This is a genomic window from Halopenitus sp. H-Gu1 (assembly GCF_041821145.1).
Taxonomy (GTDB): Archaea; Halobacteriota; Halobacteria; order Halobacteriales; family Haloferacaceae; genus Halopenitus.
Map to the genome: position 1 here is coordinate 21588 of NZ_JBGUBC010000001.1, position 26900 is coordinate 48487.

The following is a 26900-nucleotide window of genomic DNA, read 5'->3' on the forward strand; positions in this document are numbered from 1 at the left end:
TTGAAGGTTGCCCGACGTGGGGCTCGTCTGCCGTCGTGTCGATCCTAAGTGGGAATGCCCATCGCCTCGATCTGCTCTTGATACCGGTTGCGGATGGTGACCTCGGTCACCTGCGCAACGCTTGCGACCTCCCGTTGGGTCTTCTTCTCGTTACACAAAAGCGAGGCGGCGTAGATCGCGGCGGCGGCATAGCCAGTTGGGGACTTCCCCGAGAGCAACCCCTGTTCCGCGGTGGTCTCGATGATCTCGTTGGCTTTCGATTGAACTTCCTCGGAGAGTTCCAGTTCCGAACAGAAGCGAGGGACGTATTTCTTCGGGTCGACCGGCCGCATCTCGAGGCCGAGTTCCTGGGAGATGTACCGATACGTTCGGCCGATCTCCTTGCGCTCGACGCGTGATACTTCCGATATCTCCTCGAGCGATCGGGGAATTCCCTCCTTGCGACAGGCGGCGTACAGTGCGGAGGTGGAGACGCCTTCGATCGACCGCCCGCGGATGAGGTCCTCGTCGAGTGCGCGGCGATAGATCACCGAGGCGACCTCCCGAACGGACCGCGGGACGCCGAGCGCCGAGGCCATCCGGTCGACCTCCGAGAGCGCGAACTGCAGGTTCCGCTCGCCGGCGTCCTTCGTGCGAATGCGCTCTTGCCATTTGCGCAACCGATGCATCTGTGACCGCTTTTTCGAGGAGATCGACCGACCGTAGGCGTCCTTGTCCTTCCAGTCGATCGTTGTCGTCAACCCCTTGTCGTGCATCGTCTTCGTGGTCGGGGCACCGACCCGGGATTTCGACTGCCGTTCGGAGTGGTTGAACGCCCGCCATTCGGGGCCGGGATCGATCTGTTCCTCCTCGACGATGAGGCCGGTCTCCTCGTGGATGAGTTCCCCGTCGGCCGTCCGCGTCAGATCCTCCGGATCGAGATCATCGACGTCGATTTCGTCGGCGTCGGCCGCCTCCTCGTCGGCCGATCGCTCCTCCCCCTGACGCGTACGCCCTCGATCATGTTCCCGCTGGCGGGTTGGCCGTGTCATCGCATTTATATAGTAATCGATCCGACCAAGTTAAAAGTTCGGCCAAAATCGGGAGATCCCAACCGACGGTAAAACCCACGGACCGATCGAGGACCCTTTGCCGGGGGACCACGAGGATCGGAACGATGCCGACCATCGACTGCGATCCCGACGCCGCTCGCGATCGGCTCGTCGAGGCGGGCGTCGAGATCGAACCGGGAAACACCGAACATGAACGCTGGCGGGCCGAGCGCGACGGGGCAGTCGCGGTCGCCTACGAGGGATCCCTCGTCGTACAGGGCGAGAATCCGACCGCGATCACCTCCCTTCTGTCGGATGGGAGCGGGCGGGCCCACGTCTACTTCGATGGTGCCTCCCGCGGCAACCCGGGGCCGGCAGCGGTCGGCTGGTGTCTCGTGACGAGCGACGGGATCGTCGCCGAGGGGGGACGACGGATCGGCGAGGCGACGAACAATCAGGCCGAATACGAGGCACTGCTGGCGGCACTGCGGGCGGCCAAGGGATATGGCTTCGATGAGATCGACGTCCGTGGCGACTCCGAGTTGATCGTAAAGCAGGTGCGGGGAGAATGGAACGTAAACGATCCCACGCTCCAGGAATACCGGATCGAGGCACGTTCGCTTCTGGAGTCGTTCGATCGTTTCTCGATCGCCCACGTTCCCCGTTCGGTGAACGATCGCGCCGACGAACTCGCCAACGAGGCGCTCGACGAATAGCGCCGGATGACGCCGTCCCGAAGTGCGACGCCGGGACGCTGGGAAACGAACGAGTAAAGCGGCCGGAGCCCCGACGATACATCGAACGATGACCGAAGGGATCGAGGGCGCAGGAACCGGGAGAATGAACGGGGACGACGGGGGCGAAGCCGTCGACGCCGGCGAACGCGTTCCCGACATGCCCGGGGACGTCACAAAGGAGGCCGAGCGACTGACTCGACTCGCTCGGAACGCGACCGATCCGGACGCCGCCGACGCCTATCGTGACCGGCGCTCGGAACTGGTGGCCGAACACGAGTACACGCCTCGAGTCCGCGAGGACGACGACACGCTCGTTCTGTATCCGAGCGAGTGGGTCGAGGATGGAACGGTCAAGATCGACCGGATCGAGGAGACCGACCGGGCAGTAGAGCGATCGCTTTCAGGGGCCGGCGACCCCGATCGGTATCGGACGGTCGCCGAGAAGAACGCGGAGATCGTCGCCCGAGTCGACGATGCGTACGGTCCCGATCACGCAGCCAACGTGCGCGCATACGGAGAGTTCCTCGAGAACCACCACGTTCGAAGCCTCCCGGAGGCGACGATCGACGACCGCGAGGAGTTCCTGACGGAGTATTACCCGCGGAACGCCTGGCCGACGGACGATCAGCGGGCGATCGTGGAGCGATCGCTTGCGATCCTTTCGGAACTCCTCGAAGAATGAACTCACCGGTATGAACCGTCTCGGCCAGTTCCCCCTGTAGATCCGACGTGACGGTCCGGACGGACGCGAAGACTATCGGCGATCGTCGATGAGATCGCGGACTTCGGCGACACGCTCCTGATCGGTGAGGAACTTCGAGAGGGTCCAGTCGAGCCGCTCGAGAACGGCGTCGTGTCCCTCGTCCGTCAGCTCGTACTGGTTGGTACGTTTATCGAGTTCACTCTTTTCGACCAATCCGAGATCGACGAGATCGTCGAGATTTGGATAGAGACGACCGTGATTGACGTCCTCGCCGTAGTAATCCTCGAGTTCGCGTTTGATCGCGAGCCCGTACATCGCCTCCCGCGAGAGGATGATGAGGACGTTCTGTTGAAACGCGGTCAGGTCTCTGATGACGCTTCCCCTGGCACGAACGGATTGTGCCTCTGACATAGTGTCAGGCATGACACCCGTATATATAACCCTTGGCAAGCGAATCGACTCCGGGCGAGCGGATCCGAACTGACGGAGATTCACACGAGTGATCCCGAAAGGGCTTTGACGCCGTTGGCCGGACGAGGGGACGCATGACGAACCTCTGGACGGATCTCGAGACCGGACCGAACCCCCCGGAAACGATCTACGCCGTCGTCGAGTGTCTGAAGGGAGAACGGAACAAATACGAGTATGACAAGGACGTCCCCGGCGTGGTGCTCGACCGGGTCCTCCACTCGAACGTGCACTATCCCTCCGATTACGGGTTCATCCCGCAGTCGTATTACGACGACGAGGACCCCTTCGACGTGCTCGTCCTCGTCGAGGACGCGACCTTCCCCGGTTGTGTCATCGAGGCACGTCCCATCGCATTGATGCGGATGGACGACGACGGCGAGCAAGACGACAAGGTGATCGCGGTGCCGAGCGAGGACCCGCGATATGATCACATGAACGATCTGGAGGACATCACCACCCAGACCAGAGACGAGATAGACGAGTTCTTCTCGACTTACAAGAACCTCGAGGCGGGCAAGGAAGTCGAAACGCTCGGCTGGGAGGACGCGGAGGCGGCCAAGGACGCCATCGAGCACGCACGCGAACTCTACGACGAACAGATAGCGTAGGCGGTCCGAGGAGCCGGGACGCCGTCCGGCGAAAATGACTACTCGCGATCGAGTGGTAATTACTGCTGAACATTCGGTTCGGAAGTTTCTTTGGTAGTCTCGCGGATTTCAGCGTACAGGCAATGGCTGTACTCTGGCTGGATGACGTGGACGCCGACGACATCGAGACAGTCGGCGGCAAGGCGGCCTCACTCGGTGAACTCACAGGCGCCGGGCTCCCGGTCCCGCCGGGGTTTACCGTAACCGCCGAGACGTACCGAACCTTCATACAGGACGCGGGGATCGACGAGGAGCTGTTCGCGGCCGTCAACGTCGATCCCGAGGACTCCGCCGCGCTTCGGGAGGCTGAAGAGCGGGCGAGCGAGTTGATCCTCGGGACCGAACTCCCCGCCTCGGTGCGCGAGGAGATCCTCGAAAGCTATCGACAGTTGGGCGACGACGACACGGAGGCGTTCGTCGCAGTTCGCTCCTCGGCCACCGCCGAGGACCTCCCGGACGCGTCCTTCGCCGGCCAACAGGACACCTACCTCAACGTCCGCGAGGAGCAACTCCTCCAGCGAGTGAAGGACTGCTGGGCCTCCCTTTTCACCCAGCGGGCGATCTACTACCGCCAGCGGAAGGGATTTCCCCACGAGAACGTCGATATCGCCGTCGTGGTTCAGCAGATGGTCGATGCCGAGAAGTCCGGCGTGATGTTCACGAGCCACCCCTCGACCGGGGAACCCCAGATCATCATCGAGGCGGCATGGGGCCTCGGCGAGGCGGTCGTCTCCGGGTCCGTCTCCCCGGACAACTACGTCTACGATCGACGGACTGACGAGGTGATCGAGGCCACGATCGCCGATAAAAAGGTGATGATGGAAAAGGACTCGCAGACGGGCGAGACCGTCGAACTGGAAGTCCCCGAAGAGCGTCGAAACGCCCGCGTCCTGAGCGACGAGGAGATCGGAAAACTCGTCGCGCTCGGCGAACGCGTCGAGGACCACTACGAAACGCCACAGGACGTCGAATGGGCGATCGTCGACGACGAGATGTTCATGCTCCAGTCACGCCCGATCACGACGATAACCGAATCGGACGTCGAGGAGGATGACGAGGAAACCGACGAGGCCACAGTGGACAGGGCGGAGTCCTCCACTGAGGACGAAGCGGACGTACTCATCGACGGTCTCGGCTCAAGTCCCGGTATCGTCTCGGGGACGGTTCGAATCGTCACCAAACTCGATCACCTCGACCAGGTACGGGACGGTGACATCCTGGTCACGGAGATGACGATGCCGGATATGGTTCCCGCGATGAAGCGAGCGGCCGGGATCATTACCGACGAGGGCGGAATGACGAGCCACGCCGCGATCGTCTCCCGCGAACTCGGCGTCCCGGCAGTCGTCGGGACGAGCACGGGAACCAGGACTCTCGAGAACGGTCAGCAGGTTACCATCGACGGAGACAAGGGAACGGTTCGCGCCGGTACGGACGACGAGGCCGAACCCGCTACGGAGTTCGAACCAGTCGAGGCCGCACGTCCACAGACACCGGTCAAGCCGATGACTGCGACGGAGGTGAAGGTGAACGTTTCCATCCCTGAGGCAGCCGAACGGGCCGCAGCAACCGGTGCCGACGGCGTCGGACTGCTCCGCATCGAACACATGGTGTTGACGCTGGGCGAGACACCGGAGCACTACATCGCGAACCACGGGGCGCGCGCCTATCAGAACGAGATCATCGAGGGCATTCGGACCGTCGCCGACGAGTTCTACCCGCGTCCGGTTCGGGTGCGAACGATCGATGCGCCGACGGACGAGTTCCGTGATCTCGAGGGCGGCGACGACGAGCCGGACGAGCACAACCCGATGCTCGGCTGGCGCGGCATCCGTCGAAGTCTGGACAAACCGGACGTCTTCGAGCAGGAACTGGCCGCATTTGCTCGACTCTTCGAGATGGGGTACGACAACGTCGAGTTGATGTTCCCCCTCGTCAACGACGCCACCGACGTGATTCGGGCCAGAGAGCACATGCGCGAGGCGGGCATCGATCCGGACACGCATCGGTGGGGCGTAATGATCGAAACGCCTGCGAGCGCGCTCATGATACGGGAGTTGGCCGAAGCTGGGATCGACTTCGCCTCCTTCGGCACGAACGACCTGACGCAGTACACGCTCGCAGTCGACCGAAACAACGAACACGTCGCCGATCGATTCGACGAGCTTCACCCCGCCGTCCTCGAACTCATCGAGCGAACGATCGAAACGTGTCGCGAACTCGATGTCGACACGAGCATCTGTGGACAGGCCGGATCGAGGAGCGAGATGGTCGAATTCCTCGTCGAGTCCGGCGTCTCTTCGGTGTCCGCCAACATCGATGCCGTTAGGGACGTCCAACACGAGGTCAAACGCAAGGAACAGCGGCTGTTGCTCGATTCGGTCCGATAGCGTCGACGGACCGGTGAGGGGCATAGCCGGAACCGGAACCGATCCATGCAACGATCTCCCGCCCTCGAATCCGAATCGTTCGATCGCGTCCTCTCCTCGATGTGTACAGAGCCACACCCGGCAGCTCGCACGGCCGCAGAGCGGTTTCTCGCCTCGAATCCGGGCGATCCGGCGACGTATGAGGAGGTCTCACGACTCGAGACGAAAGCGATCGACCTCCTCGCGGAGATCGTTGACCACCCTGCCCCCGATGCCGCCGACGGCTACATCACCTCCGGCGGGACGGAGGCCAACATCCAGGCGGTCCGAGCGGCGAGAAACCTGTCGGAAGCCAACGAGCCGAACGTCGTCGTGCCCGAAAGCGCACACTTCTCGTTCACGAAGGCCGCGGAGCTACTCGACGTGGAGCTACGGACGGTCCCACTCGATGGGAAGTTGCGGGCGGATTTGGAGGCCGTCTCGGCCGCTGTTGACGAGGAGACGGCACTCGTGGTCGGCGTCGCGGGAACGACCGAATACGGTCGCGTCGATCCGATACCGGAGCTGTGTGCGATCGCTCACGAGGTCGATGCACGGATGCATGTCGACGCCGCGTGGGGCGGATTCGTGTTACCCTTTACCGATCGGGATTGGACCTTCTCGGATGCGCCGATCGACACCCTCACCATCGACCCCCACAAGTTCGGGCGCGCGGTGGTCCCCTCGGGCGGCCTGCTCACGCGGGACGGGAGAACGCTCGATGCCCTGGCCGTCGAGACGCCCTATCTGGAGACGTACTCGCAGGCGACGCTGACGGGAACACGAAGCGGAGCGGGGGTCGCAAGCGCGGTCGCCGCGATCGAGGAGCTGTGGCCGAAAGGATACCGTGAGGCCGCAAAACGAAGCCAGCGGAACGCCGATTGGTTGGCGAGCGCGCTCGCCGATCGGGGATACGAAGTGGTCGACCCGACGCTTCCACTCGTGGCGGCGTCGATCCCGAAGCCGATCTTCGAGGAACTGCGTGCGGTCGGCTGGAAAGTGGCCCGGACCACACGCGGTGAGGTCCGGATCGTCTGTATGCCCCACGTCACCCGTGAGCGGCTCGAGGCGTTCCTTCGGGACCTCGATCGCCTCGACTAATGGGCCGAAATGGGGTGACCCCGAAAGTGGCGAACAGGCGACGGAACGTCCGCTCTTCGACGGCTCGTCGCGCACCCGTCTTGACCGTCGAAGGCACCGGTCAACTCACAGGCCGCCTGGTTCGGAATGAGGGATAAACGTTCGCACGGACGGAGGGGATGGGAACCGGTCCGATCGACGCCGAACGCGACGACGCGAGACCAAACAGGTTTTAAGAACCCATATCCAATCGAACTGTAAGGTAGATACCATGGAGATGCCACGCCGCTTTAATACGTACTGTCCACACTGTGACTCCCACCAGGAACACGAGGTGGAGAAGGTCCGATCGGGCCGACAGACCGGCCTGAAACGTGACGCACGCCAGCAGCGACGTGCGCTGGCGACGATCGGCAACGCGGGCGGATATTCGAAGGTTCCCGGTGGCGACAAACCGACCAAGAAGACGCACTTGAAATACCGCTGTTCCGACTGCGGCAAAGCCCACATGCGAGAGGGATGGCGTGCGGGACGACTTACCTTCCAGGAGTAATCATGGCAGGAAACTTCATTCGCGTCGCCTGCAGCGATTGTGAGAACGAACAGACCATCTTCGAAAAGGCGTCATCGAGCGTTGCCTGTGCCGTTTGCGGCACGACGCTTGCGACCCCGACCGGCGGCAAGGCCGCGATCGAAGGCGAGACCGTCGAGACCGTCGAGGCACGGTAACCGCCTCCAGACAATTCATGAAGTACAGTGGATGGCCCGATCCGGGCGAACTCGTGGTCGGCAAGATCGACGAGATCGCGGATTTCGGCGTCTTCGTCGATCTGGAAGAGTACGAGGACAAACGCGGCCTCTGTCACATAAGCGAGGTCGCGTCCGGCTGGATCAAGAACGTCCGGGATCACGTTCGCGAGGGCCAAACGGTCGTCGCGAAGGTGCTCGAGGTCGACGAATCGTCCAAGCAGATCGATCTGTCGATCAAAGACGTCAACGAGCACCAGCGCAAAGAGAAGATCCAGGAGTGGAAAAACGAGCAGAAGGCCGACAATTGGATGCTGTTGGCGCTCGGCGAGGACGTCTCCGACGACCGGTACGAGTCGGTCGCAAACGCACTGCTTTCGGAGCACGAATCGCTGTATGACGCCTTCGAAAACGCCGCTATCCACGGGGCGGACGCGCTCTCCGGGGTCGACCTCGATGAGGACGTCTCCGAGACGATCGTGGAGACGGCACGCGAGAACGTCTCCGTTCCGTACGTGGACGTCACCGGCTACGTCGACCTCGAGTGTTCGGCGCCCGACGGGATCGACCACCTCAAGGCGGCCCTAGAAGCCGCCGAGGGGAACGGCGAGGTTCCCGAGGAGGTCGAGCTCACGGTCGCATACGTCGGGTCCCCCGAATACCGTATCCGAGTTCGTGCACCCGACTACAAGACCGCCGAGGCCGAACTCGAGACGGCCGCGGAGCGCGCACGGGAGTCGATCGAATCCGTCGGCGGAACCGGAACGTTCCACCGTGAGCGCCACGAGGACAACGAGTAACGCACGCGGAGTGGACCAGTGAAATCCCCGATTCGCGTGTGTGGTTCCTGGCGAGATGCCCACGATCGACCGATCTACACGTTCGGCGAGCGATGTCCGACCTGTGGATCCCCGACCGAGAACAGCGCCCCGCCACCGTTTTCTCCCGAGGATCGATACGGGGAGTATCGACGTCGAGCCCGCCGTCGGGGGCGCGAAGAACCCGACGAGGACGGATAGTCGCCACGCGATTTTCAAGCGATCCGGTCGGGTTCGGGACGAATGACCACGCACTTATGGCCCGCGAACCGGAGTGTAGGTCATGGACGACATCGAGATCGACGAAGTTGCGACACCGGAGCTCGCAGACCCGGTCCTGATCGAGGGGCTTCCTGGCGTCGGGCACGTCGGAAAACTGGCGGCCGAGCACCTTCTGGAGGAGGGTGAAAGCACGCTCGTTCGTCGGGTGTACGCGACGGAGTTCCCGCCACAGGTGACCGTCGACGATGAGGGAGTCGCAGAACTCACCTGCGCGGAGTTTCACGCAGTGGAGATGGACGGGACCGACCTGCTCGTGTTGACTGGCGACCACCAAGCGGCGACGAACGCCGGACACTACCAACTCACGACCGCATTTCTCGACATCGCGGAGTCGTTCGGCGTCGAGCGGGCGTTCGCGCTCGGCGGCATTCCGACCGGCGAGCTCGTCGAGGAATACTCCGTCCTCGGCGCAATAAGCGACTCCGCATTGCGCGAGGAGCTCGAGGCGGTCGACGTCGAGTTTCGAGCGGACGAGCCCGCGGGCGGGATCGTCGGCGTCTCCGGACTCATTCTCGGTCTCGGTCACCGTCGGGGACTGCAAGTTGCGTGCCTGATGGGCGAGACGAGCGGTTATCTCGTGGATCCGAAAAGCGCCGGCGCGGTGCTTGAGGTGCTCGAGGCACAACTCGATTTCGAGGTCGATTTCGGCTCGCTTGAGGACCGTGCCGAGGAGATGGAGGAAGTCACGGGAAAGATACAGGAAATGCAGGAGGGCCCCTCGATGGGCGACGACGAACTCCGGTACATCGGGTGAGGATCGGACGGCGGTCGAACGAGACAGTCCCGTCGGCCGTCCGCGGGGTCGGCAGGCCTATACGGCGCGGCGTCGATCCCATCGTATGGGAAGCGTACGCATCGCCGGTGTCGGGCTTACCCGGTTCGGTAGCCATCCGGAGCGAACGGGACGCGATCTGTTTGCGCAGGCGGCGGCGGAGGCGATCGAGGACGCGGGCGTCACGAGATCGGACGTTGGCGTGCTCAACTACGGCAACTACATGGGATCGATCGCGGAGAACCAGGGTCATCAGGCACCCCTGATGGCGGAGGCAGCAGGCGTCTCGTGTCCAGCCACTCGTTATGAGGAGGCGTGTGCCTCAGCCGGGGTTGCAGTTCGCGAGGCGGTTCGAGCGGTTCGGGCCGGCGACGTCGACATCGCGATCGCCGGCGGAATGGAGCGGATGAGTCATCTCGAGACCGGCGCCGTGACCGCGGGACTGGCGACGGCGGCGGACGATCTCTTCGAGGTCAAGGCGGGAATGACCTTCCCCGGCGCCTACGCGCTCATGGCCCGGGCGTACTTCGAGACCTACGGCGGGACGCGGCGTGATCTCGCCCACATCGCGAGCAAGAACCACGAGAACGCGGTCCCGAACGAGTACGCACAGTATCGCGAGCGGGTGAGTGTCGAACAAGCACTCGAGTCGCCGCCGGTGGCCTCGCCGCTGCATCTGTTCGATGCGTGTCCGATCACCGACGGCGCAAGCGCCGTCGTGTTCGTCTCGGAAGCCTACGCGAACGCGAACGGTGTGGACGCACCGATCGCCGTCACTGGATCCGGTCAGGGATCGGATCGAATGGCGCTTGCCGATCGGGAGTACCTCGCGCGGACGCCCGCGGCGACCCGCGCGGCCGAATCGGCCTACGCCGAGGCGGAAGTGGGTCCGGAGGACGTCGACGTCGCGGAGGTCCACGACTGTTTCACGATCGCGGAGGCACTTGCGATCGAATCGCTCGGATTCGTTCCACACGGGGAGGGGATCACCGCAGCGCGGGAGGGACTCACCACGCCCGACGGAGATATCCCCGTAAACCTCTCCGGCGGACTGAAGGCGAAGGGCCATCCGGTCGGCGCCACGGGCGGTTCGCAGATCGTGGAGGTGACCCGACTGCTCCGCGGGGACCATCCGAATGCCGAGTCCGTTCCCGACGCAGAGGTCGGGATCGCACACAACGCCGGAGGGAGCGTGGCGAGCGCTGTGGTACACGTCCTGGAGGTGGTCGCATGAGCGAGGACGGTGTCGGCGACGACGTCGATGACGGCGAATCCGCCGCCTCCCGTATCGCGAACACGGGCCACGACGAGTGGCTCGACGCGCTTGCGGCCAGCGAGGGATACGCGATGGCATGTCCGAACGGCCACGCCTCGTTACCGCCGCGGCGCGTCTGTCCGGAGTGCGGATCGAGCGAGCTATCCGAGGAGCCGCTCCCCTCGACCGGAACGCTCCGGACGTTCACCGTGGTCCACGTCGGATCGCCCGCCTTCGCCGCGGACGTCCCGTACGTGACTGCGATCGCAGAGTTCGGACCACTGCGACTCACGGGGCTGCTTCGTGACGTCGAGCCGATCGACGAGGAGATCCCGATCGGGCTATCGGTCGAAGCGACGGTCGAAACGCGGGAGAACGGGAGTCGGACTGTTGCGTTCCACCCTGTCGACGTCCCGTAACTACGAGTTCGTCCTCACTCACCGACTCGCCCTTCGATGACGTCCCGGAGGACATCGCGGAACGCCTCCGGATGTTCGACGTGTGGCAGTAGCTTGGCTCGATCGAAGACGACGAGGGTGCTCCCGGTCGTCTCAGCGAGCGAGCGGCCCTCCGAAAGGGGGGTGATCGTGGTCTCGCGGCCCCACACGAGCGTGACGGGAGCGTCGATGGTCGTGATCGCCTCGGAGAGGTCGGCGTCGGCATTGAGGTGGCCCGAGATGAACGATGCAGGTGCAAACCGAGCGCCGGCGACGTGGGCGGTTCGCCACTCATAGTCGATCCATTCTTCCGCCACCACGTCCGGGTCGTAGTAGCCGTGATCGGCGTTGAAATACCTGATCGACGGTTTCGAGGCGAGGAGGTTGAAAAGTATCTCACCGACGATCGGGCTCCGTATCGCCTCCCGCAGCCACGTTTTCGGCGGATCGGGTCCGGCGATCGAAGTCGGCATGATGAAACAGGCAGAGCGGATCGACACGTCCGGATCGTCGGCGATCGCGGCCACGTACGCCGCCGAAAGCGAGGACGCGACGACGTGTGGTCGCTCGAAGGATGCGAGAAACTCCCGAAGGAACTCCTGATAGAGGGTCGCGGAGTACCGCAGTGGCGGCCGGTCGGATCGGCCGAATCCCGGAAGATCGGGAGCAACGAGATGGTACTCCTCGGCGAGGGCATCGAAAACGGTTCGCCACTCGCCGGCGGATCCGGCGGCGTTAACGCCATGGACGAGAACGACCGTCGGAGCGTCGGGATCTCCCGCCTCGACGTAGGCGGCGTCCATCCCCCGCCACGGAAACGATTCCGGATCGCCGAGAAGCGGCGATTCAAGTGAGTCAGGATCGCCACGAAGGCCGCGATTGTACCCGACGGCGGCCCCGATCCCGAACGCGAATGCACTCACCAGTCGCTTTCGATTCATGCCGGATCGTTGACTCCCCGTCGGCTTATGATTGCCGTGCGAACGACGATCACGGAGCGATTCTGAACGTCCCCGGGGACTCACCGCCGATCGCGGATCGACTCGGCGATCGGCGCGAGGATCTCTTCGGTGAGGGTGTAGGGATCCGTCTCGCGTTCGTGAACGCGGCGTGCAAGCTCGTCGATCCCGCCACGACGGTCGATCTCCTCCTCGATTAGATCGGCCAGATCGTTTCGGAGGAGAGTCCGGATCTCGGCGGCGTATCGACTGCGCGCGGCCTCCGCGAGCCGCCCCGACGATTCGAGGTACTCGCGGTGGGCCGACAGGACTTCGAGGAGCTCCTCGACGCCGGTCCCTTTGGTCGCGACCGTCTCGACGATCTCCGGGTGCCACTCGTCCGAATCACCGTCGGTCGCGGCGAGATCGCCGTCACGATCGGGTTCTGTCTCCCGGTCGTCCGAGCGTGCAACCGTCCCGTGGTGGCCCGTTTCAACGCCCGCAGTCGGGTGTTCACGCCGGTGTAGCATCTCCTCGAGTTCGGACACGGTCCTCGTGGCACCCTCCATGTCGGCTTTGTTGATCACGAAGACGTCGCCGATTTCGAGGATGCCGGCCTTCAATAGCTGGACGTCGTCGCCGGATCCGGGTTGGACGAGAACCGCGACGGTGTCGGCGGTGCGGACGATGTCGACCTCGTTTTGTCCGGCGCCGACGGTCTCGATCAGGATCACGTCCTTGCCGAACGCGTCGAGGGCCGTGATCGCGTCCGTCGTCGCGGCCGAGAGCCCGCCGAGTTGGCCACGAGCGCTCATCGAGCGAAAGAACACGTCCATGTCGCCCGCATTCGAGGCCATCCGGATCCGATCGCCGAGGACGGCGCCGCCCGTATACGGAGAGGAGGGGTCGACGGCGATCACGCCGACGGTGAGGTCGCGGTCTCGGTAGGCCCGTGCGAGCTGGTCGACGAGTGTGGACTTCCCGGCGCCCGGCGATCCCGTGATCCCGATCACCGCCGCGTCGCCGGCGTGTCGATGGAGCTGCGAGACGATCGACCGATAGTCTGCAGATCGGTTCTCGATCCGAGTAATGACGCGGGCGAGTGCGCGATGCTCGCCGGCAAGAAGGTCGTCGACGAGTGCGGAGGCGGATGACGATGAATCCTCGCGATCGGTCGTTTCGTCCGGACCGTCGGTGGATCGATCGGTCATCGCTCGGACTCACGCTCGCGGTCCGGCGCGTGCTCGCGAACGAACGCGATCGTTTCCTCCATTGGCGTCCCCGGGCCGAACACCTCGGCCACGCCGAGTTCCTTCAGCCGACGTTCGTCCTCCTCGGGGATGATTCCGCCGACGAGAACGAGGGTATCCTCGAGAGCGCCGTACTCCTCGAGCCCCTCGAGTACCTTCGGAACGAGGGTGTCGTGGGCTCCAGAGAGGATGGAGATGCCGAGGACGTCGACGTCCTCCTGGACCGCCGCCTGGACGATCTCCTCGGGCGCACGGTGGAGTCCGGAGTAGATCACCTCGAAACCCGCATCCCGGAACGCTCGCGCGATGACGTGGGCACCCCGGTCGTGTCCGTCGAGGCCCACCTTGGCGACGAGACAGCGGATGGTCCGCTCCTCGCGAGTGTGCATGGGTGACGGTTCACGAGTGCGAGGTTTGACTCTAACGAAACGAGGGGGCCGGACGATCGCACGGAGACGGGGAGAACGCCCGTCCTGATGATTGGGAAAATCCCACCGACTGCCGAACGAGAGAACGTCTCGCGGACGGCGTGGAGAACTGACGCGTGGGTTTAAATGGAATCGTGACGAGATCACTCGACAGGGCGACGGCGGCCAAACTAATAACGAGCGGGTGGAACGCGAAATCCTCACTCCATTCCTCAAGAGCAGAAAGGCTTTGTGGTTTGAGGGTGTGTGTAAAAGTATCATGGATACAACATCGGTCGGCTCCGTGACCTTCCGGGTTGGGGCACGGGATCCGACTGCTGTCGAGTGTTCGGCGGCCTCATGTGAGGTGTCGGCCGCCCTCTCGGATCCGGGGGTCGCCACGGGGATAATCGTCCTCGCGGTGGCGGCCCTCGTGACCTTCATGTACATCTCCGAGGCGCGCCCGCAGGTCCGAGAAGAACGGAGACGAATCGTCGACGAACGGGATGCTTTTAAGGAGTTCATCGATCGAACGCGTGGACTGACGCCCCACAAGGCCGACGAGTTCTCCGCTACGGGGGGGACGGGCGGGACGGTCCGTCTCACACGCTTCGAAACGCGGGCTCCCCTCCCCCCTGACAACCTTCGCGATCGGGTCTGTTCGGATTACCGGGAGACCGTTATGTCGGTGCCACACTACACCGAGGAGTATGACGACTCGCTCGCGGAGAGCCTCAGGGAGGAACTCGGTGCGGACGTCGCCACGGCGCTGCTCACGGAGGAACGAGTCTCCTCCCCGCTTCATGCGACGATCGTCGCCCGGAGTCAGGGTGCCCGCGCCGCACGCACGGAGTTACTGGATGCAGTCGACGCGGAACTCGCGGAACTCGACGATGTCGAGACGCGCCTCACCCGGATGGATCGAACCCGAACTGCCCTCCGTTCACATCTGGAGGACGGAGACGCGGCTCCGACCTTCGAGGCGTGCCAGGACGTCTGGCGGACGCTCGGGGATCTGGAGGAAACGTGCGGGAGCCTTTCGAACGACAGACAGGAGACCCTGCGGGATCCGCCGTATGCCCCCGCGGACGACCAGCCGTCATTTCACGAGTATCTCTATGCCGACTCCGATGGCACGGACCATCCGGTGTTGTCCGCGATCGCGGAACTGACGGACCGGATCCGAACGGATAGACGACACGTCCTCCGACGATTAACGAAAACCGGGTAACCGAAGACACGCGATCACCGCTCCCACGATCGAGAACGGCCGGTAACGAATCGAAATGTGAAGGTCGTCTTACCCGTTCACCATCTCTTATTCTATATTTAATTCCGTGAAACGAAGAGTTATATACGGACCCGACTGAAGCAACGATATCCACGAGGAAGTACCGTGTGTGTCGAAGACCGGTTCGAGGATATCCTCTCCGAGCCACCCGTTCCAGCCCCGGTCGCACCGAAGCACCCCGACGCGTGGTATACACCCGATGTACGGGCGCAATACGAACCGATCGCGGGCGTGGTAACCACGATTCGGGAGACCGACGGGGAGTTCGTCTACGAGAGCCGGTCCCCACCGCTTTCGCCGGATGATGAAGCCGCTCTCGAGGTGGTCCGTGAACATTTCTCGGCGATCCGCCATCGCCGACCCCTCACGCGGGAGGGCGTCATCGAGCGGGCCGACAGGGGGTTCGAGCCGAAATACGAGCGTGCACTCGATCGGCTACTCGAGACCTCACACGCGGCACGTCGTCGAATCGACCACCACGCGCTGAGCGAACTCCGTCTGCTCGGTGAGTTGACGCCACTTGCGGTCGATGACCGGATCGAGGTCGCGGACATCGGCGACGCCGACGAACTCGTCGTCCACACGGTGTCGTTCGCGCCGGTCAAAACGGACGTGGGCGTCGAGGCGGCGTACGTCGATCGCGTGGCCGGCGAACGGCTTCATCGATACACGGTCCCGTTCGCGGGATTTTCAGTCGACGTCGTCGTCTATCGCGAGCGGCTGTTGGGCTCCGACCAGTTCGAGATCAAGTACGCAGTACTGGAACCCGATCTGTTGCCGGGCGACGAGGCGCTCATCGAGGCGTGTAAGGCGCGCATCTGGGAGACGAACGTCGATCGCGTCCTGGAGGACCGGGAGGCATTCGTTGCCGACCGGGCACGACGATTCCTCTCTCGACGATTATTGGCACGAAACACGCGTGCCTGGCTCGAGGCGACACGATATCGGGTCCGCTCCGCGCTCGCGGAGTATGACCTCACAGTCCCTCCGGTCGACTCCCGATACGCTCGGGATCGCCTCGATGACCTCGTTTACTACGTCCTTCGCGATTACGTTGGCGAGGGGATTTTGACGGTCCCGATCCGTGATCCGAACCTCGAGGACATCGAGGCGAACCGGGTCGACGAGCGAATCAAGGTCGTCCCCCGAACGACCGTCTTCGAGGGCACCGACGGCGCCGGCGACCGGGTTCCAACGAACTTGGCGTTCACGAGCGAACGGGCGTTCGTCAACGTGGTTACCCAACTGGCCGCAAGCGACGGGACGGAACTAAACGCCTCACGACCCTCGGCGAAGGTCAACCTCGACGTCGATGGCGTCGAGGAGACGATCCGGTGTGCGGTGGCGTTGCCCGTCATCTCCGAGGGCGGACCCCACGTCTCGATCCGGAAACAGTCGGCCGAGACACTCACGCCCGTCGATCTGCTCGAATATGACGCGCTCTCGAGTGAACTCGTGACGCTGTTGTGGCTCTTGTACGAATATCACGGGGTCGTCCTCTTTTCGGGGCCGACCGGCGTGGGCAAGACGACGCTCATGAACGCCCATATGCCGTTTATCCCCTTCGACGACCGCCCGATATCGATCGACGAGGGATCCCGTGAGGTACACCTCCCCCACGAGACGGGTGTCTCATTGACGACCCGCGAGCACGAAAACGAGTACAAGCGAGTGACGATGGCGGAGTTGATGACTGAAACGAACTACCTCAATCCCGACGTCGAGGTGATAGCGGAGATCAACACACCGGCCTCCTTCGAGACGTTTGCTGAGGTTTTGAATACGGGCCATGGTGTCCTGGGGACGACCCACGCGGAGGACGTCGAGACGCTCATAAACCGCGTGATAGAGCGGGGACTGCCCGCCTACCTGCTTCGAGAACTCGATCTGGTCGTGTTCCCGCACAAGGTCGGCGGCGACCGGTACGTCGCCCACGTCGTCGAGATCCTCTCGGATGCGGAGTTCGAGGCGCTTGAGGCGGAGGCCGTGCAGGGAGCGGACAGAATCGACAGGCGAGGCGGCGGCGGAACGATACGGAAAGGGGAGATGCGGGTCCACTGGAACACGGTCGCCTGGCGGGATACGGACGGTGAATTTCGTCTCGAGTACGATCACCCGGCGCTTGAGGAAAACTCCGAAACCAACGACGGGATATCGGCCGCCGGCGGAATCGATCGCGGATCACGAACCGACGGGACCCTCGGCTTTTACGTCCTGCATCGGCTCGCGGAACGAACCGACCGGGACGTCCACGAGATCGAAGACGAGTTCCACCGCAAACACCGCTACGTGCAGTATCTCGCCAGCGAGGGGATAGACGATTTCGAGGGCCTCTTCGAGTTTCTCTCCGATCTCCGGACCGACGAGGCTGCCACCGTCGAGCGGGCGGCACGGACCGCGGGAGCCGACGAATGAGCGAGGCAGACCGTGGATCGAAAGCGGACGGGCAGACGGGAGTCGATCGCCGGTCCGGATCGACCCGAGAGCCGGGAGCCGACCGGCGGTCGAACACGGTCGGGGGTCCACGAGATCGAGCAAACGATCGTCTCTCGGCGATCGATCGGGGTCTGTACGCGCTGTTCGCGCGCCACGCGGATGCGGCCCGCCACGCCGGGGACAGACACCGCTACCGGGGAACGCGGATCCAAGCAAGCTTCGAGGTGTTCCTCGCCCGTGTCTACGCCGTCTCCTGGATCGGTGGCGTCCTCGCCGCAGTCCCGGCCGTGATCGCGATCACACATCTCTCGCCGGTATTCATCCGACGACTCGATGCCGCGCTCGCCGCGGGTGTTCCCGGAGGGACGATCGGACTTACCTCGGTTTCGCGCGGTTGGCTCGCGGCCGCAATCGGGATCGTCGTCGCGACGGCAGCGAAACGTGGGATCGTCCGGCTCGGTGGGAGCTATCTTCGGTGGCTCACGGCAGCACGTCGCAACGACATCGAGCACACCCTTCCCGGAGCGGTCCGATATCTCCACGCGCTCTCATCGGGAAGCGATACTGCACGCGGGATGTTACGGAAGACGGCAGCCAACGAGGCCTACGGGGAGACGGCGACGTCGTTTCGAGCGGCACTCAACAGCGCCCGGTTGACCGGCAGTCTCGATCTGGCGCTCGGGCGCGTCGCGCGGGACACGCCTTCCCGGGATCTGCTCGCACCGTTTCTGTTGAAGTTTCGCGAACACGCCAACCAGGGGGAGGACGCACTCACTAACTACCTCCGGATGGAGGGACGAATGCTCGGTCTGCGCGAGGACCGCGCGAGGAAACGCGCGGAGGGCTTTCTGGAGTTGCTTTCGGAGCTGTTCATCGTCCTGCTCGTGCTGCCGGCGCTTTTGGTCATCATTTTGAGCATCATCGGCGTAATCGCGCCGGGACTCTCGGAGCCGATCGCGACGCCGATTGGCTCCATCTCGACGCGTGCCGTTCTCACTTACGGGAGCGGTGCGTTCATCCTCGGTGTCGGACTCGCGTCGGCGGCCGCCGTGGAGCAACTCCGGCCCAGCGACCAGCGAACGAGCTACGAGCGACCCGAGGGCCCGATCGCGACCCTCCGTTCGGCTCCGAACAACCCCGCCTCGGCCGCCGTCGTGCTCGCGATACCGTCGATCCTCCTCACAGCAGGATTCGCCAGCGGCGGTGTCGACCCGGTGAACGTGGCGTTGTTCGGCTACCTCGGATTCGCCCTTCCGGTCGGGGTCATCTCGGTTCGACGAGCCCGGCTCGATGACGCGAAGGACCGGGAGATCAAGGACTTCGTGCACGCGGTTTCCGGACACGTCTCGCTCGGCCGGCCGTTTCCGGAGGCGGTCGCCCTGGTGGCACGTGACGTCGATCTCGGCGCCTTGAACGACGACGTCGCCGATCTGGCGTTCAATCTCTCCCTGACGACGGGAGCGGGAAGCCGGGACGGCGACTACCCGGAATCCGAATCGCCCGCCGCCGCCTCTGCGGGTGGAACAGCGGAGCGAGGGAGCCGGGAAACTCTTCGAACCGCGGCGTTGAATCGGTTCGTCGACACCGTCGGCACGCCACTTGCCGAACAGACCGTCGGGCTCATCACGGGGGCACTCGATGCTGGCAGCGATACCGAGACCGTCTTCGAGACGCTCCAGACGGAGATCGGGCGGCTCTATCACCAAAAGCGGGCATTGCGGTCGGCGATGCTCGTGTACGTCGCCGTCGGATGGACGGCCGCGCTGCTCGTGATCGGAATCGTAGTCGCGGTCAACGTCTACGTCATCGACGGGTTCGCACAGCTGTCTGCCGTCTCCGGATCGGGGAGCCTCGCTCTCGATCCGGGATCGATACAGCCGGAACGCGAACGCTATCGGTTCTACGTGGTAATGCAGGCGACGATGCTCGCTTCCGGGTGGTTCGCGGGGGCTGCCTCCCGGGGATACTACGAGGCGCTGTTGCACTCGGGGGCGCTCGTCGGCGTATGTTATCTGATCTTTGCGGGAACGGGGCTACTGTGACCACCGACGATCGCCCCGGCGTCGATCGCGGCAATGCGACCGTCGTCGGGGTTGCGCTCCTCATCGGTATCACGGTCGCGAGCATGGGCGTGATCACGGCCGGGATGGGCGTCGTCATCGAGGACCACGCACGGACGATCGAGGCCGATCGGGTCACGGCAGCATTGACCACCGCGATCGAGGAAACCGCCGCACCCGGCCACCGGCGACGACGACTCCCGGTATCGGCGGGGCGCGTCGAGACGGTCGAGCGGACGGTTCGAGTCGAGAGGGACGGAACCTGGACGAACTGGGAGGCGAACGGGATCCGATACGTCTCCGAATCGGGGACGCGACGCGTCGAGACCGTCGCCGGGGCGGTCATTCGCGGGGAGGGGGAAAGCGCAGTCGTCACGCGTGATCCGTCCATCCTCGCCTCCGATGAGACGGTCGCGTTCACGTTGCCGGTGCTCACAGGTGAGACGCACATGGCGGTCTCGGGGACTGGCGTTGGGGGTGACGCTGGTAGCGCGAACCAAGTCGGATCCGGGACCGGATCCGGCATCCGAGCGGGATCCGGACCGGGAAGCGGCCTCACGCTTGAAACCACGGTTCGACACGACCGTCGCAATCTCGGGGTCGGCACGTTCCGTGTGGCGATCGAGACCCCCGCGCCGGCGGCGCTTGCACGCTCGTTCGAGCGGGTAGCCGCGACGGCGGGAGTCGAGGCGACGGTCGAACGGACGACGTTCCCGGGTGATGCACACCCGAGCGTCGTCCTCACGATCGAGGATGAGCGGGCAAGACACATGCTCGTCCGGGAGGTCACGGTGGAGGTGCGACGTGGCTAGCGATCACGAATGCTGCCGAGTCGAATCGCGATCACGGCGGGAAACACGGGGATGGCTCCGCCGAACCGATCGGGCGGTGACGCCGGTGACCGGCAAGCTGTTCGAGATCGGCATCGTCGTCCTGTTCGTCGCGATGCTTTCGGCGACCCTCTATGGCGGCGTCGTCCCCGAGTATCGCACCGCTACCGCCATCGAACTCGGCGATCGAACCCTCGCGACGGCCTCGAACGGGATCGAGACGTCCGTTCCCGTCGTCGATTCCGGAACGGATCGAACCACGGTCCACCGTGTGGCCGTCGAAACGCGAATCGATCTTCCGGCGACGATCCGCGGCCAGCCCTATCGGATCCGTACCGACGGGCAGTCGATCCTGCTCGATCATCCCCACCACGCGGTAGGTGGACGCCGGGAACCGGCGATGCCGGCACCCGTGACGACGATCGATGGCGAGTGGCGAAGCGGCGGCACGCTTCTCGTCGTCGCGAGACAGACCGACGACGGAGTAACCCTGGAGCTGGTGACACGATGAGTCGGGAGAGATCTGGAAGCCGGAGTCGGATCCGAAATCGTCTCAAAATCGAGGAGGCCGACTCCCACCTCGACGGTGACCGGCGAGCACAGGCGAACCTCCCCGTATTGGTCGTCGCGCTGGTGCTTCTCGTCGCGGCGACGGGTATCGCCCTCGCGGTCGCCACGGATGCGCGGGCGTCGGCCGAACGCGACAGCATCGAGCGGAGCGCGGCAGTCTCGATCGCCGACCGACTGGTGGCCGCCGACGGCCCGACGACGCGGCGACGGAACGTCCTTGACCGAACTGAGACGGCGGGACTGACCATTGAAACAGTCGAGGAAACGGTTCCGGCAGCAACCGATCAGGCGATCCGACTCCGACTCCGGAGCCGGAGCGACGACGAGGGGGACACCGTCCAAATGCTCCTCGAACGCGGCGACGTTCGCGGCGGCACCACGATCCGACGGATCGTCTCGCTGGCCGCGACCACGGAGGAAAGCAATCGTGTCCACGTGCCCGAAAACGGCACTTCGATCGCGATCCCGGGGAACGCCACGGGTGCGAGCGTTCGAACCGTTTCCGGAAACGTCACCACCGTTCGCGCGGACGGGCGCGTCGTACTCCACCGACCGGGTGGACTCGAAGGAACCGCACGGGTCGATCTTCCCCGACGCGCTCGGAGCAGGCTCGCTTTCGAGGGGCTCGGCATCCTCGAGGTCACGATCGAACGGGAATCACGATCCACGGCGGTGCTGGAGGTGACCGTGGATGAACGGCCGTGATCGGAGTCGCGGCCAGCTGTCGCTGTCGTCGGTCGAGGCCGCGATCGGCGTCGTCCTCGTGTTGGGCGTCGCGATGACCTTCGGGATCGCGCTCCCGGACGCGGGGACGCGGGAGGCGCAACTCGACGCCTACGCCGCCGACGTGGGGACGCTGCTCGCGAACGAACGCGGCGCCGAGGGAGAACCCGCACCACTCGGGACGGCGATCGCCTCCGGGGAGTCGTTCGCGGCCGAACGGGAGCCGCTTTCAAAGCGGGCGGACGATCTCGTTCCCGATCGCCTCCAGTACCGGATCGTAACACCCCACGGTTCGGTCGGGATGGCACCACCACGCGGCGCGACGGTCGGTCATGCGTCGGTTCTCACCCGAAACGGCATCGTTCGCGTGGCGGTGTGGCACGGATGAGCGACTGCGACCGCCGATCGGCTGAGCCAGCCGGGACCGCAAACGCAACCCAACGGAACCGTGGCCAACTCGTGTTGCTCGCGGCGGTCGTGATCGCGCTGGCACTCGTTCCGCTCGCGATCGCGTACTTCCAACTCGGCTACGTCGGCGACGTCGAAAGCGAGCCGGCGGTCGAGACGGGAACATCCGGCGCAACCGCGGTATCGGGACCGGCCTCGGATCGGGCGGCCCACGACGCGCTCGAACGAACTGCCACGGCGAATCTGGAGTCCGTCGCCGGCGAGCACGACTGGGCGAATCGGTCCGAGGCGGCCACGATCTATCGATCCCGACTCGGGGACGATCTCGACGGGATGGCCGGATTTGCCCTCGATGAGGGCGTCATCCTGACCGCGCGGCTCGCGCCCGCGCCCGCATCGGGGTGGGCGGCGGACACCTGTCCGGGCGGGCGAAACCGTGCATTCGGCGAGTGTGTGGCCGACGACGGCATCGTCCTCCAGGAGCGTGCGGACACCGCAACGATCGTGGCCGTCGCCATCGCGGTGCAGATCACCCACGATGACGGAACGCACGAGTCGACGATCGTGATCTCGATGCCGGGGTAAGGGTGAGCGTAATACTGGGATGAGTGCAATGTGAGATGAGCGTGATGCCGGGATGAGAGCGATACCGGGATGAGCACGGATGCCGAGATAAGAACGATGCGGGGTGAACGCGATACGAGAGCGAAAAACGGGAGTGATATCGAGAGGTAAAAACTCGGGAGACGGCGAGGGAATGAGGATTCAAAACGAGGGGCTGAAGCGAGACGGGGGACGCGTCCTCGAAGCGACCACGGACGACACGTATTTGGGCTCTCTGCCGCAATGGGACCACATCGATGTCGACGCCGAAGGAGGTACACGGCGACGTTCGCTATCTCGCCGGATCGCCGGGACGGATCGCGATCCTGCGGGTCCTTCGCGAGGAGCCGCTACGTCCCGCGGAGATCACGCGCCGCGTCGACTCGACGCGGACCACGGTCCAGCGCGTGCTCGCGGGATTTCGCGAACGGTGTTGGGTCTGTGAGCACAACGCGACCTATCAGCTGACGCCCACCGGTGAGCAGGTGTATGCCGCCTACGAGGAACTCCTCGCGGCAGCCGAACGCGCCCGGGAGTTCGCACCCCTCGCAAGCCACCTCACGTCGCTGCCGGAAGGACCGCCGCCGGAGGCGTTCGCCGCCGGCGAGTTGACCGTCGCCACCTCAAGCGACCCGCTCGCGCCGGTCGAGGACCTGCTCGACCGCTTCGAGGACGCACGCGGCACGCACGTCCGAAGCATCTCGCCCATCGTCACGCGGACGTTCAACGAGGCCGCCCTGGACCTGCTCGAAACGGGGGCGACGATCGAGTTGGTGATCGACGAACGGGTGCTCACCGCCTCCGCCGAGAACTTTCCGGTCGCCTTCGATCGCGCCCGCGAACGCGAGGACATCACGGTGCAGATCCACCCCGACCCGCTTTCGGCCGGCCTGCTGGCCTTCGAGGGGACGACGTGCGTGGTCGCCTACGACGACCAGAACGCGCTGCGTGCGATATTGGCCTGTGAGGACGAGCCGACGGTCGCCGAGTGGGCGACAGACTGGTTCGAGCGGCTCTGGCAGCGATCACAGCCGCTGGCCGAGGCAGTGGACACGTAGCCCGAGTCGAAGTCGGAGGCGGAATCAATAGTCGGGCTCGATCGGATCCGGATCAGGGTCCCTGATCGTCGAGACGGAGGACGCAGAAACACCGGTCGAACGAGGACCGGCTTGGAGGGTCGTCGTCAACGGGACCACGAGCCGTCGGTGGCGACTCGTAATTGACGGATCGGCGCCCGGCCACCTATATGTATCCACGGTAGGCTGTCGTAGGGTCGAGATGGTGTTACAGATCCAGTAACAGCTATCGACGTCAACGCACGATACCGCTCGGTGCGTGAAGTCGATCGGGACACGTCGTGACACGATCGGAGGGGCAACGCGAAGCAACGGGAGCGCTGCCGCTCATCGACGTGGCACGATAAAGAAGTGGAAATCGGGCTGACCCGGATGGGTCAGTGGTTAGGCGTCCGAGTTAGGGACGACGCCGGACTGCGAGGAGTGCAGCCGCGACGAGGGCGACGAGGGCGACGACGGCACCGAAGCCGGGCGTCTCTTCCTCAGTCGTCTCGGTCGGCTCTTCTGTCGGCTCCTCAGTCGGTTCCTCGGTGGGCTCCTCCGTGGGTTCCTCAGTCGGTTCCTCGGTGGGCTCCTCCGTGGGTTCCTCAGTCGGCTCTTCAGTCGGTTCTTCCGTCGCTATCTCTTCGACGACTTCGACGCTAGCACGGTCGGTGTTGTCGCCATCGTCGGCTTCAACCGTGTAGCTGCCGGGTTCGACGTCGGCGAGTTCGATCTCGACGGACCACACGCCGTCAGTCTCCCACTCGTCCGTGCTCGTGATCGCCACGGAGTCGTCGTTCTCGTCGAGGAGTTCGACGGTGATCGTGTTGTCGTCCGGACGGATGTTGGTCGTTCCTTCGATTTCGAGCGTGCCACCGGTTTCGGCCGGATCGGTGACGGACTCGATCGTCGTGAGACTGTCCGAGTAGCGGAAGTTCTCGGTGACGATCAGGTCGTCGCTCGCAGTGTCTTCAACCGAGTTCGAGAGGATCCGGTCACGGACCTGATCGGCCGTACCGGAGTAGCCTTCGATCTCGTTCGCGAAGGCGCTAGCGCTTTCGCCACTACTGTTGTCTTCACCGAAGTGACCATCACGACCGGCGGAGAGGATGTGTGCGGAAACACTACCCTCGCTCAGATCTGCACTGGGCATATCGACGGTTTCATCGAAGGTATCGTCGCTGTCGACACTGATGGCGTGTGCAACGGCGTTACCACGAGAGTCGACGAAGGCAACGACGAGTTCGTCCTTGCCGGGAGCAGCACCCTCAACGTCGACCTCCTCGTCGTCGCTGGAGACCTGACCGTTGTAGGTGATGAACTCACCATCGAGCTCGGTGTCGAGCACGCGGATCGACGAGGTACTACTCACGCCGCTGTTGAATTGGGAGGTAGTGAGGTCGTCATCCACTTGACTATCACTATCGTCGTCAGTGTCGGCATCCTGTGCATCGATAACGCCGAGACGGTAGGTTCCGGGCAGGGACAGGATGTCGTTACCGAGCGTATCGCCGTCCAGTACGACGTCCGTCTCCTCGAAGGTGTCGTCACCTTCGACGTTGATCGTCCGGTCACCGTCGATCTGGACGAGTTCGAAGTCGTTGTTGTCACGAGCGTAGATCGCAACCTCGTCGACACCCTCCGCAGCGGTGCCGTTCACGTCGACCTCAGAGCCGACCACGTACGCACCGGTCGGACTGTCGAGCGTGACGTCGCCCTCGACGACATCGAAGTCCTGCTCGTCGTCGGTGTCATTATCCGTGACGTCACGACTCAGGTCGTTATTGGCGTCGAGATAGTCACTGGCGTCCTCAGACCCGCTTGCCGGGTAGAGGTCAACATCGATCGAGGAGTCATCAAGGTGCTGGGTCTCGATGGATCCGACACCGTTTCCGCCGTCGATCTCGACGATCGCGTAGGCGTAGTTGATCTCGCTCGCGGAGAGAGTACCCGAGTTATCGAAGCCGCCGTCGCTGTTGTTCACAGCACCGATTGCGGCGGTGTCACCGACGTTCCGGAAGATATTACGCATACTCTCGTTGGTGATCCCATCGCGGAAGTCACCGGATTCGATCACGACCGCGTGGTAGTTTCCTTCCGGGCTGTTCTCGACCGTGTAGTCTAGATCCTCGCCCTGCGTGACCTCATCGCTGCCAAGGTTCAAGGATGCAGTCTGATCGTCGGTGATCGTGACTGTCGTCGAGTCGGTTGCCGTACCATAATCGAGGTCTTCGACACCCGCGATGGTGAACGTATATTCACCCGCATCGACGTTATTGGGATCGATCTCAATCGATCCATCGTCATTCCGCGTGGCGCCGTTAGTGTCAGTAACGATCTCGTTAGTGACGTCAAGTCCGTCCTCATCTTCGACGGTGAGCTCAACGTCCTCCGCGTTGTCGTAGTTGTATTCGACGTAGACGACGGCGTTGTTCTGATCCGTCGTGAGAATGCCGTTATTTACGTCTGCACCGGCATTGTTCTGAACTTCAAATGTAGTTACCCGCGGAGTCATTACGGTGGTGGTGAATCCGGTACTCGAATCCGTGTACCGACCTGTTGGCTGATCCTGAGGGATCGGCATCTGCAGAGGTTCTCCCTCTGCAGAGCCAGCTTCACCGATCAGGCTACCAGGGCTAACTTCCTCATTAGCATTTGTACTCTCGTTAAATACGATGCTGTCTTCACCCTGATAGACTGTTGAGTTGTTACCAACGATACCTGCGCCTGCACTGGTGTCCCAGTCATCCCGGGCATCAGCGTTACCGTAGTCACCACGCTCGTCAGCAGCAGCGATCGCTGCACCCGACGCGATCATGGATGTTACCATGATCACTGCCAGGAACACCGCGCGCCCCTTCGAGCGATAGTTTGTGTCGTTTGTCATAGTTATGTTCTGTTTCGCATGGACCTCCGGAAAGACACCGCTATGTCCTCC

At 63.8% G+C, this 26900-nt stretch carries 27 protein-coding genes; 21 read left to right on the forward strand and 6 right to left on the reverse strand.

Going from position 1 to position 26900, the window contains the following annotated elements; genetic code table 11:
* Nucleotides 1-44: 44 nt before the first annotated feature.
* Nucleotides 45-1031, reverse strand: coding sequence for a transcription initiation factor IIB family protein (locus ACERIT_RS00125; protein WP_373672764.1), 987 nt, complete (start codon nucleotides 1029-1031; stop codon nucleotides 45-47).
* 125 nt (nucleotides 1032-1156) lie between these two features.
* Here ACERIT_RS00125 and rnhA point away from each other — a divergent pair, with 125 nt between their 5' ends.
* Entirely contained in the window at nucleotides 1157-1747 is a 591-nt protein-coding gene (gene rnhA / locus ACERIT_RS00130) for a ribonuclease HI (protein ID WP_373672765.1), read from the forward strand.
* A gap of 88 nt (nucleotides 1748-1835) precedes the next feature.
* On the forward strand, nucleotides 1836-2450 hold the full coding sequence (locus ACERIT_RS00135) for a hypothetical protein (RefSeq protein ID WP_373672766.1): 615 nt from the start codon (nucleotides 1836-1838) through the stop codon (nucleotides 2448-2450).
* Between the two features lie 72 nt (nucleotides 2451-2522).
* Here the strand turns inward: ACERIT_RS00135 and ACERIT_RS00140 are convergent, their stop codons facing one another.
* Nucleotides 2523-2882 carry a PadR family transcriptional regulator gene (locus ACERIT_RS00140; RefSeq protein WP_373672767.1) on the reverse strand — a complete coding sequence of 120 codons (360 nt, stop codon included), beginning with the start codon at nucleotides 2880-2882 and terminating at the stop codon, nucleotides 2523-2525.
* Nucleotides 2883-3016: 134 nt separating this feature from the next.
* Here ACERIT_RS00140 and ACERIT_RS00145 point away from each other — a divergent pair, with 134 nt between their 5' ends.
* From ACERIT_RS00145 to ACERIT_RS00190, 10 genes are all read left to right on the forward strand, one after another.
* Complete coding sequence (locus ACERIT_RS00145) at nucleotides 3017-3550, forward strand: inorganic diphosphatase (protein WP_373672768.1); 534 nt, start codon at nucleotides 3017-3019, stop codon at nucleotides 3548-3550.
* 122 nt (nucleotides 3551-3672) lie between these two features.
* Complete coding sequence (ppsA, locus tag ACERIT_RS00150) at nucleotides 3673-5979, forward strand: phosphoenolpyruvate synthase (protein ID WP_373672769.1); 2307 nt, start codon at nucleotides 3673-3675, stop codon at nucleotides 5977-5979.
* Between the two features lie 45 nt (nucleotides 5980-6024).
* A complete protein-coding gene (gene mfnA / locus ACERIT_RS00155) occupies nucleotides 6025-7098 on the forward strand; it encodes a tyrosine decarboxylase MfnA (protein ID WP_373672770.1) in 1074 nt (357 codons plus the stop codon).
* A 250-nt stretch (nucleotides 7099-7348) separates the two neighbouring features.
* Nucleotides 7349-7630: a 50S ribosomal protein L44e gene (locus tag ACERIT_RS00160; RefSeq protein WP_039400251.1), complete on the forward strand. Its 282-nt coding sequence runs from the start codon at nucleotides 7349-7351 to the stop codon at nucleotides 7628-7630.
* A gap of 2 nt (nucleotides 7631-7632) precedes the next feature.
* The gene (locus ACERIT_RS00165; protein ID WP_373672771.1) at nucleotides 7633-7806 is read left to right on the forward strand and encodes a 30S ribosomal protein S27e; all 174 of its coding nucleotides are present in this window, start codon (nucleotides 7633-7635) and stop codon (nucleotides 7804-7806) included.
* A 17-nt stretch (nucleotides 7807-7823) separates the two neighbouring features.
* Entirely contained in the window at nucleotides 7824-8624 is an 801-nt protein-coding gene (locus tag ACERIT_RS00170; RefSeq protein ID WP_373672772.1) for a translation initiation factor IF-2 subunit alpha, read from the forward strand.
* A gap of 18 nt (nucleotides 8625-8642) precedes the next feature.
* Nucleotides 8643-8843, forward strand: a complete 201-nt coding sequence (locus ACERIT_RS00175) for an RNA-protein complex protein Nop10 (RefSeq protein WP_373672773.1) — start codon at nucleotides 8643-8645, stop codon at nucleotides 8841-8843.
* A gap of 82 nt (nucleotides 8844-8925) precedes the next feature.
* Complete coding sequence (locus tag ACERIT_RS00180) at nucleotides 8926-9678, forward strand: proteasome assembly chaperone family protein (RefSeq protein WP_373672774.1); 753 nt, start codon at nucleotides 8926-8928, stop codon at nucleotides 9676-9678.
* Between the two features lie 85 nt (nucleotides 9679-9763).
* A complete protein-coding gene (locus tag ACERIT_RS00185) occupies nucleotides 9764-10930 on the forward strand; it encodes a thiolase domain-containing protein (RefSeq protein ID WP_373672775.1) in 1167 nt (388 codons plus the stop codon).
* Entirely contained in the window at nucleotides 10927-11370 is a 444-nt protein-coding gene (locus ACERIT_RS00190; protein ID WP_373672776.1) for a Zn-ribbon domain-containing OB-fold protein, read from the forward strand. The genes ACERIT_RS00185 and ACERIT_RS00190 overlap by 4 nt, the downstream gene beginning before the upstream one ends.
* Before the next feature lie 14 nt (nucleotides 11371-11384).
* On the opposite strand, the gene ACERIT_RS00195 is transcribed toward ACERIT_RS00190, so the two are convergent.
* From ACERIT_RS00195 to ACERIT_RS00205, 3 genes are all read right to left on the reverse strand, one after another.
* Nucleotides 11385-12329: an alpha/beta fold hydrolase gene (locus ACERIT_RS00195; RefSeq protein WP_373672777.1), complete on the reverse strand. Its 945-nt coding sequence runs from the start codon at nucleotides 12327-12329 to the stop codon at nucleotides 11385-11387.
* An 80-nt stretch (nucleotides 12330-12409) separates the two neighbouring features.
* Nucleotides 12410-13537: a methylmalonyl Co-A mutase-associated GTPase MeaB gene (meaB, locus tag ACERIT_RS00200; RefSeq protein ID WP_373672778.1), complete on the reverse strand. Its 1128-nt coding sequence runs from the start codon at nucleotides 13535-13537 to the stop codon at nucleotides 12410-12412.
* On the reverse strand, nucleotides 13534-13965 hold the full coding sequence (locus ACERIT_RS00205; protein WP_373672779.1) for a cobalamin B12-binding domain-containing protein: 432 nt from the start codon (nucleotides 13963-13965) through the stop codon (nucleotides 13534-13536). The genes meaB and ACERIT_RS00205 overlap by 4 nt, the downstream gene beginning before the upstream one ends.
* 298 nt (nucleotides 13966-14263) lie before the next feature.
* Between ACERIT_RS00205 and ACERIT_RS00210 the strand changes: the two genes are divergently transcribed.
* From ACERIT_RS00210 to ACERIT_RS00250, 9 genes are all read left to right on the forward strand, one after another.
* Complete coding sequence (locus tag ACERIT_RS00210; protein ID WP_373672780.1) at nucleotides 14264-15214, forward strand: hypothetical protein; 951 nt, start codon at nucleotides 14264-14266, stop codon at nucleotides 15212-15214.
* A gap of 165 nt (nucleotides 15215-15379) precedes the next feature.
* Nucleotides 15380-17689 (forward strand): type II/IV secretion system ATPase subunit, encoded by a 2310-nt coding sequence (locus ACERIT_RS00215; protein ID WP_373672781.1) that lies wholly within the window; start codon nucleotides 15380-15382, stop codon nucleotides 17687-17689.
* Nucleotides 17686-19752, forward strand: a complete 2067-nt coding sequence (locus ACERIT_RS00220; RefSeq protein WP_373672782.1) for a type II secretion system F family protein — start codon at nucleotides 17686-17688, stop codon at nucleotides 19750-19752. Before ACERIT_RS00215 ends, ACERIT_RS00220 begins: the two co-directional genes overlap by 4 nt.
* Entirely contained in the window at nucleotides 19749-20582 is an 834-nt protein-coding gene (locus tag ACERIT_RS00225) for a hypothetical protein (protein ID WP_373672783.1), read from the forward strand. The genes ACERIT_RS00220 and ACERIT_RS00225 overlap by 4 nt, the downstream gene beginning before the upstream one ends.
* The gene (locus ACERIT_RS00230) at nucleotides 20575-21111 is read left to right on the forward strand and encodes a hypothetical protein (protein ID WP_373672784.1); all 537 of its coding nucleotides are present in this window, start codon (nucleotides 20575-20577) and stop codon (nucleotides 21109-21111) included. The genes ACERIT_RS00225 and ACERIT_RS00230 overlap by 8 nt, the downstream gene beginning before the upstream one ends.
* Nucleotides 21108-21875 (forward strand): hypothetical protein, encoded by a 768-nt coding sequence (locus ACERIT_RS00235; protein ID WP_373672785.1) that lies wholly within the window; start codon nucleotides 21108-21110, stop codon nucleotides 21873-21875. The genes ACERIT_RS00230 and ACERIT_RS00235 overlap by 4 nt, the downstream gene beginning before the upstream one ends.
* Nucleotides 21862-22281 carry a hypothetical protein gene (locus ACERIT_RS00240; RefSeq protein ID WP_373672786.1) on the forward strand — a complete coding sequence of 140 codons (420 nt, stop codon included), beginning with the start codon at nucleotides 21862-21864 and terminating at the stop codon, nucleotides 22279-22281. The genes ACERIT_RS00235 and ACERIT_RS00240 overlap by 14 nt, the downstream gene beginning before the upstream one ends.
* Nucleotides 22278-22886, forward strand: a complete 609-nt coding sequence (locus ACERIT_RS00245; protein WP_373672787.1) for a hypothetical protein — start codon at nucleotides 22278-22280, stop codon at nucleotides 22884-22886. The genes ACERIT_RS00240 and ACERIT_RS00245 overlap by 4 nt, the downstream gene beginning before the upstream one ends.
* Before the next feature lie 275 nt (nucleotides 22887-23161).
* On the forward strand, nucleotides 23162-23962 hold the full coding sequence (locus ACERIT_RS00250; protein WP_373672788.1) for a helix-turn-helix transcriptional regulator: 801 nt from the start codon (nucleotides 23162-23164) through the stop codon (nucleotides 23960-23962).
* Between the two features lie 415 nt (nucleotides 23963-24377).
* Here the strand turns inward: ACERIT_RS00250 and csg are convergent, their stop codons facing one another.
* A complete protein-coding gene (csg, locus tag ACERIT_RS00255; RefSeq protein WP_373672789.1) occupies nucleotides 24378-26849 on the reverse strand; it encodes an HVO_2072 family ArtA-dependent S-layer glycoprotein in 2472 nt (823 codons plus the stop codon).
* Between the last annotated feature and the right edge of the window lie 51 nt (nucleotides 26850-26900).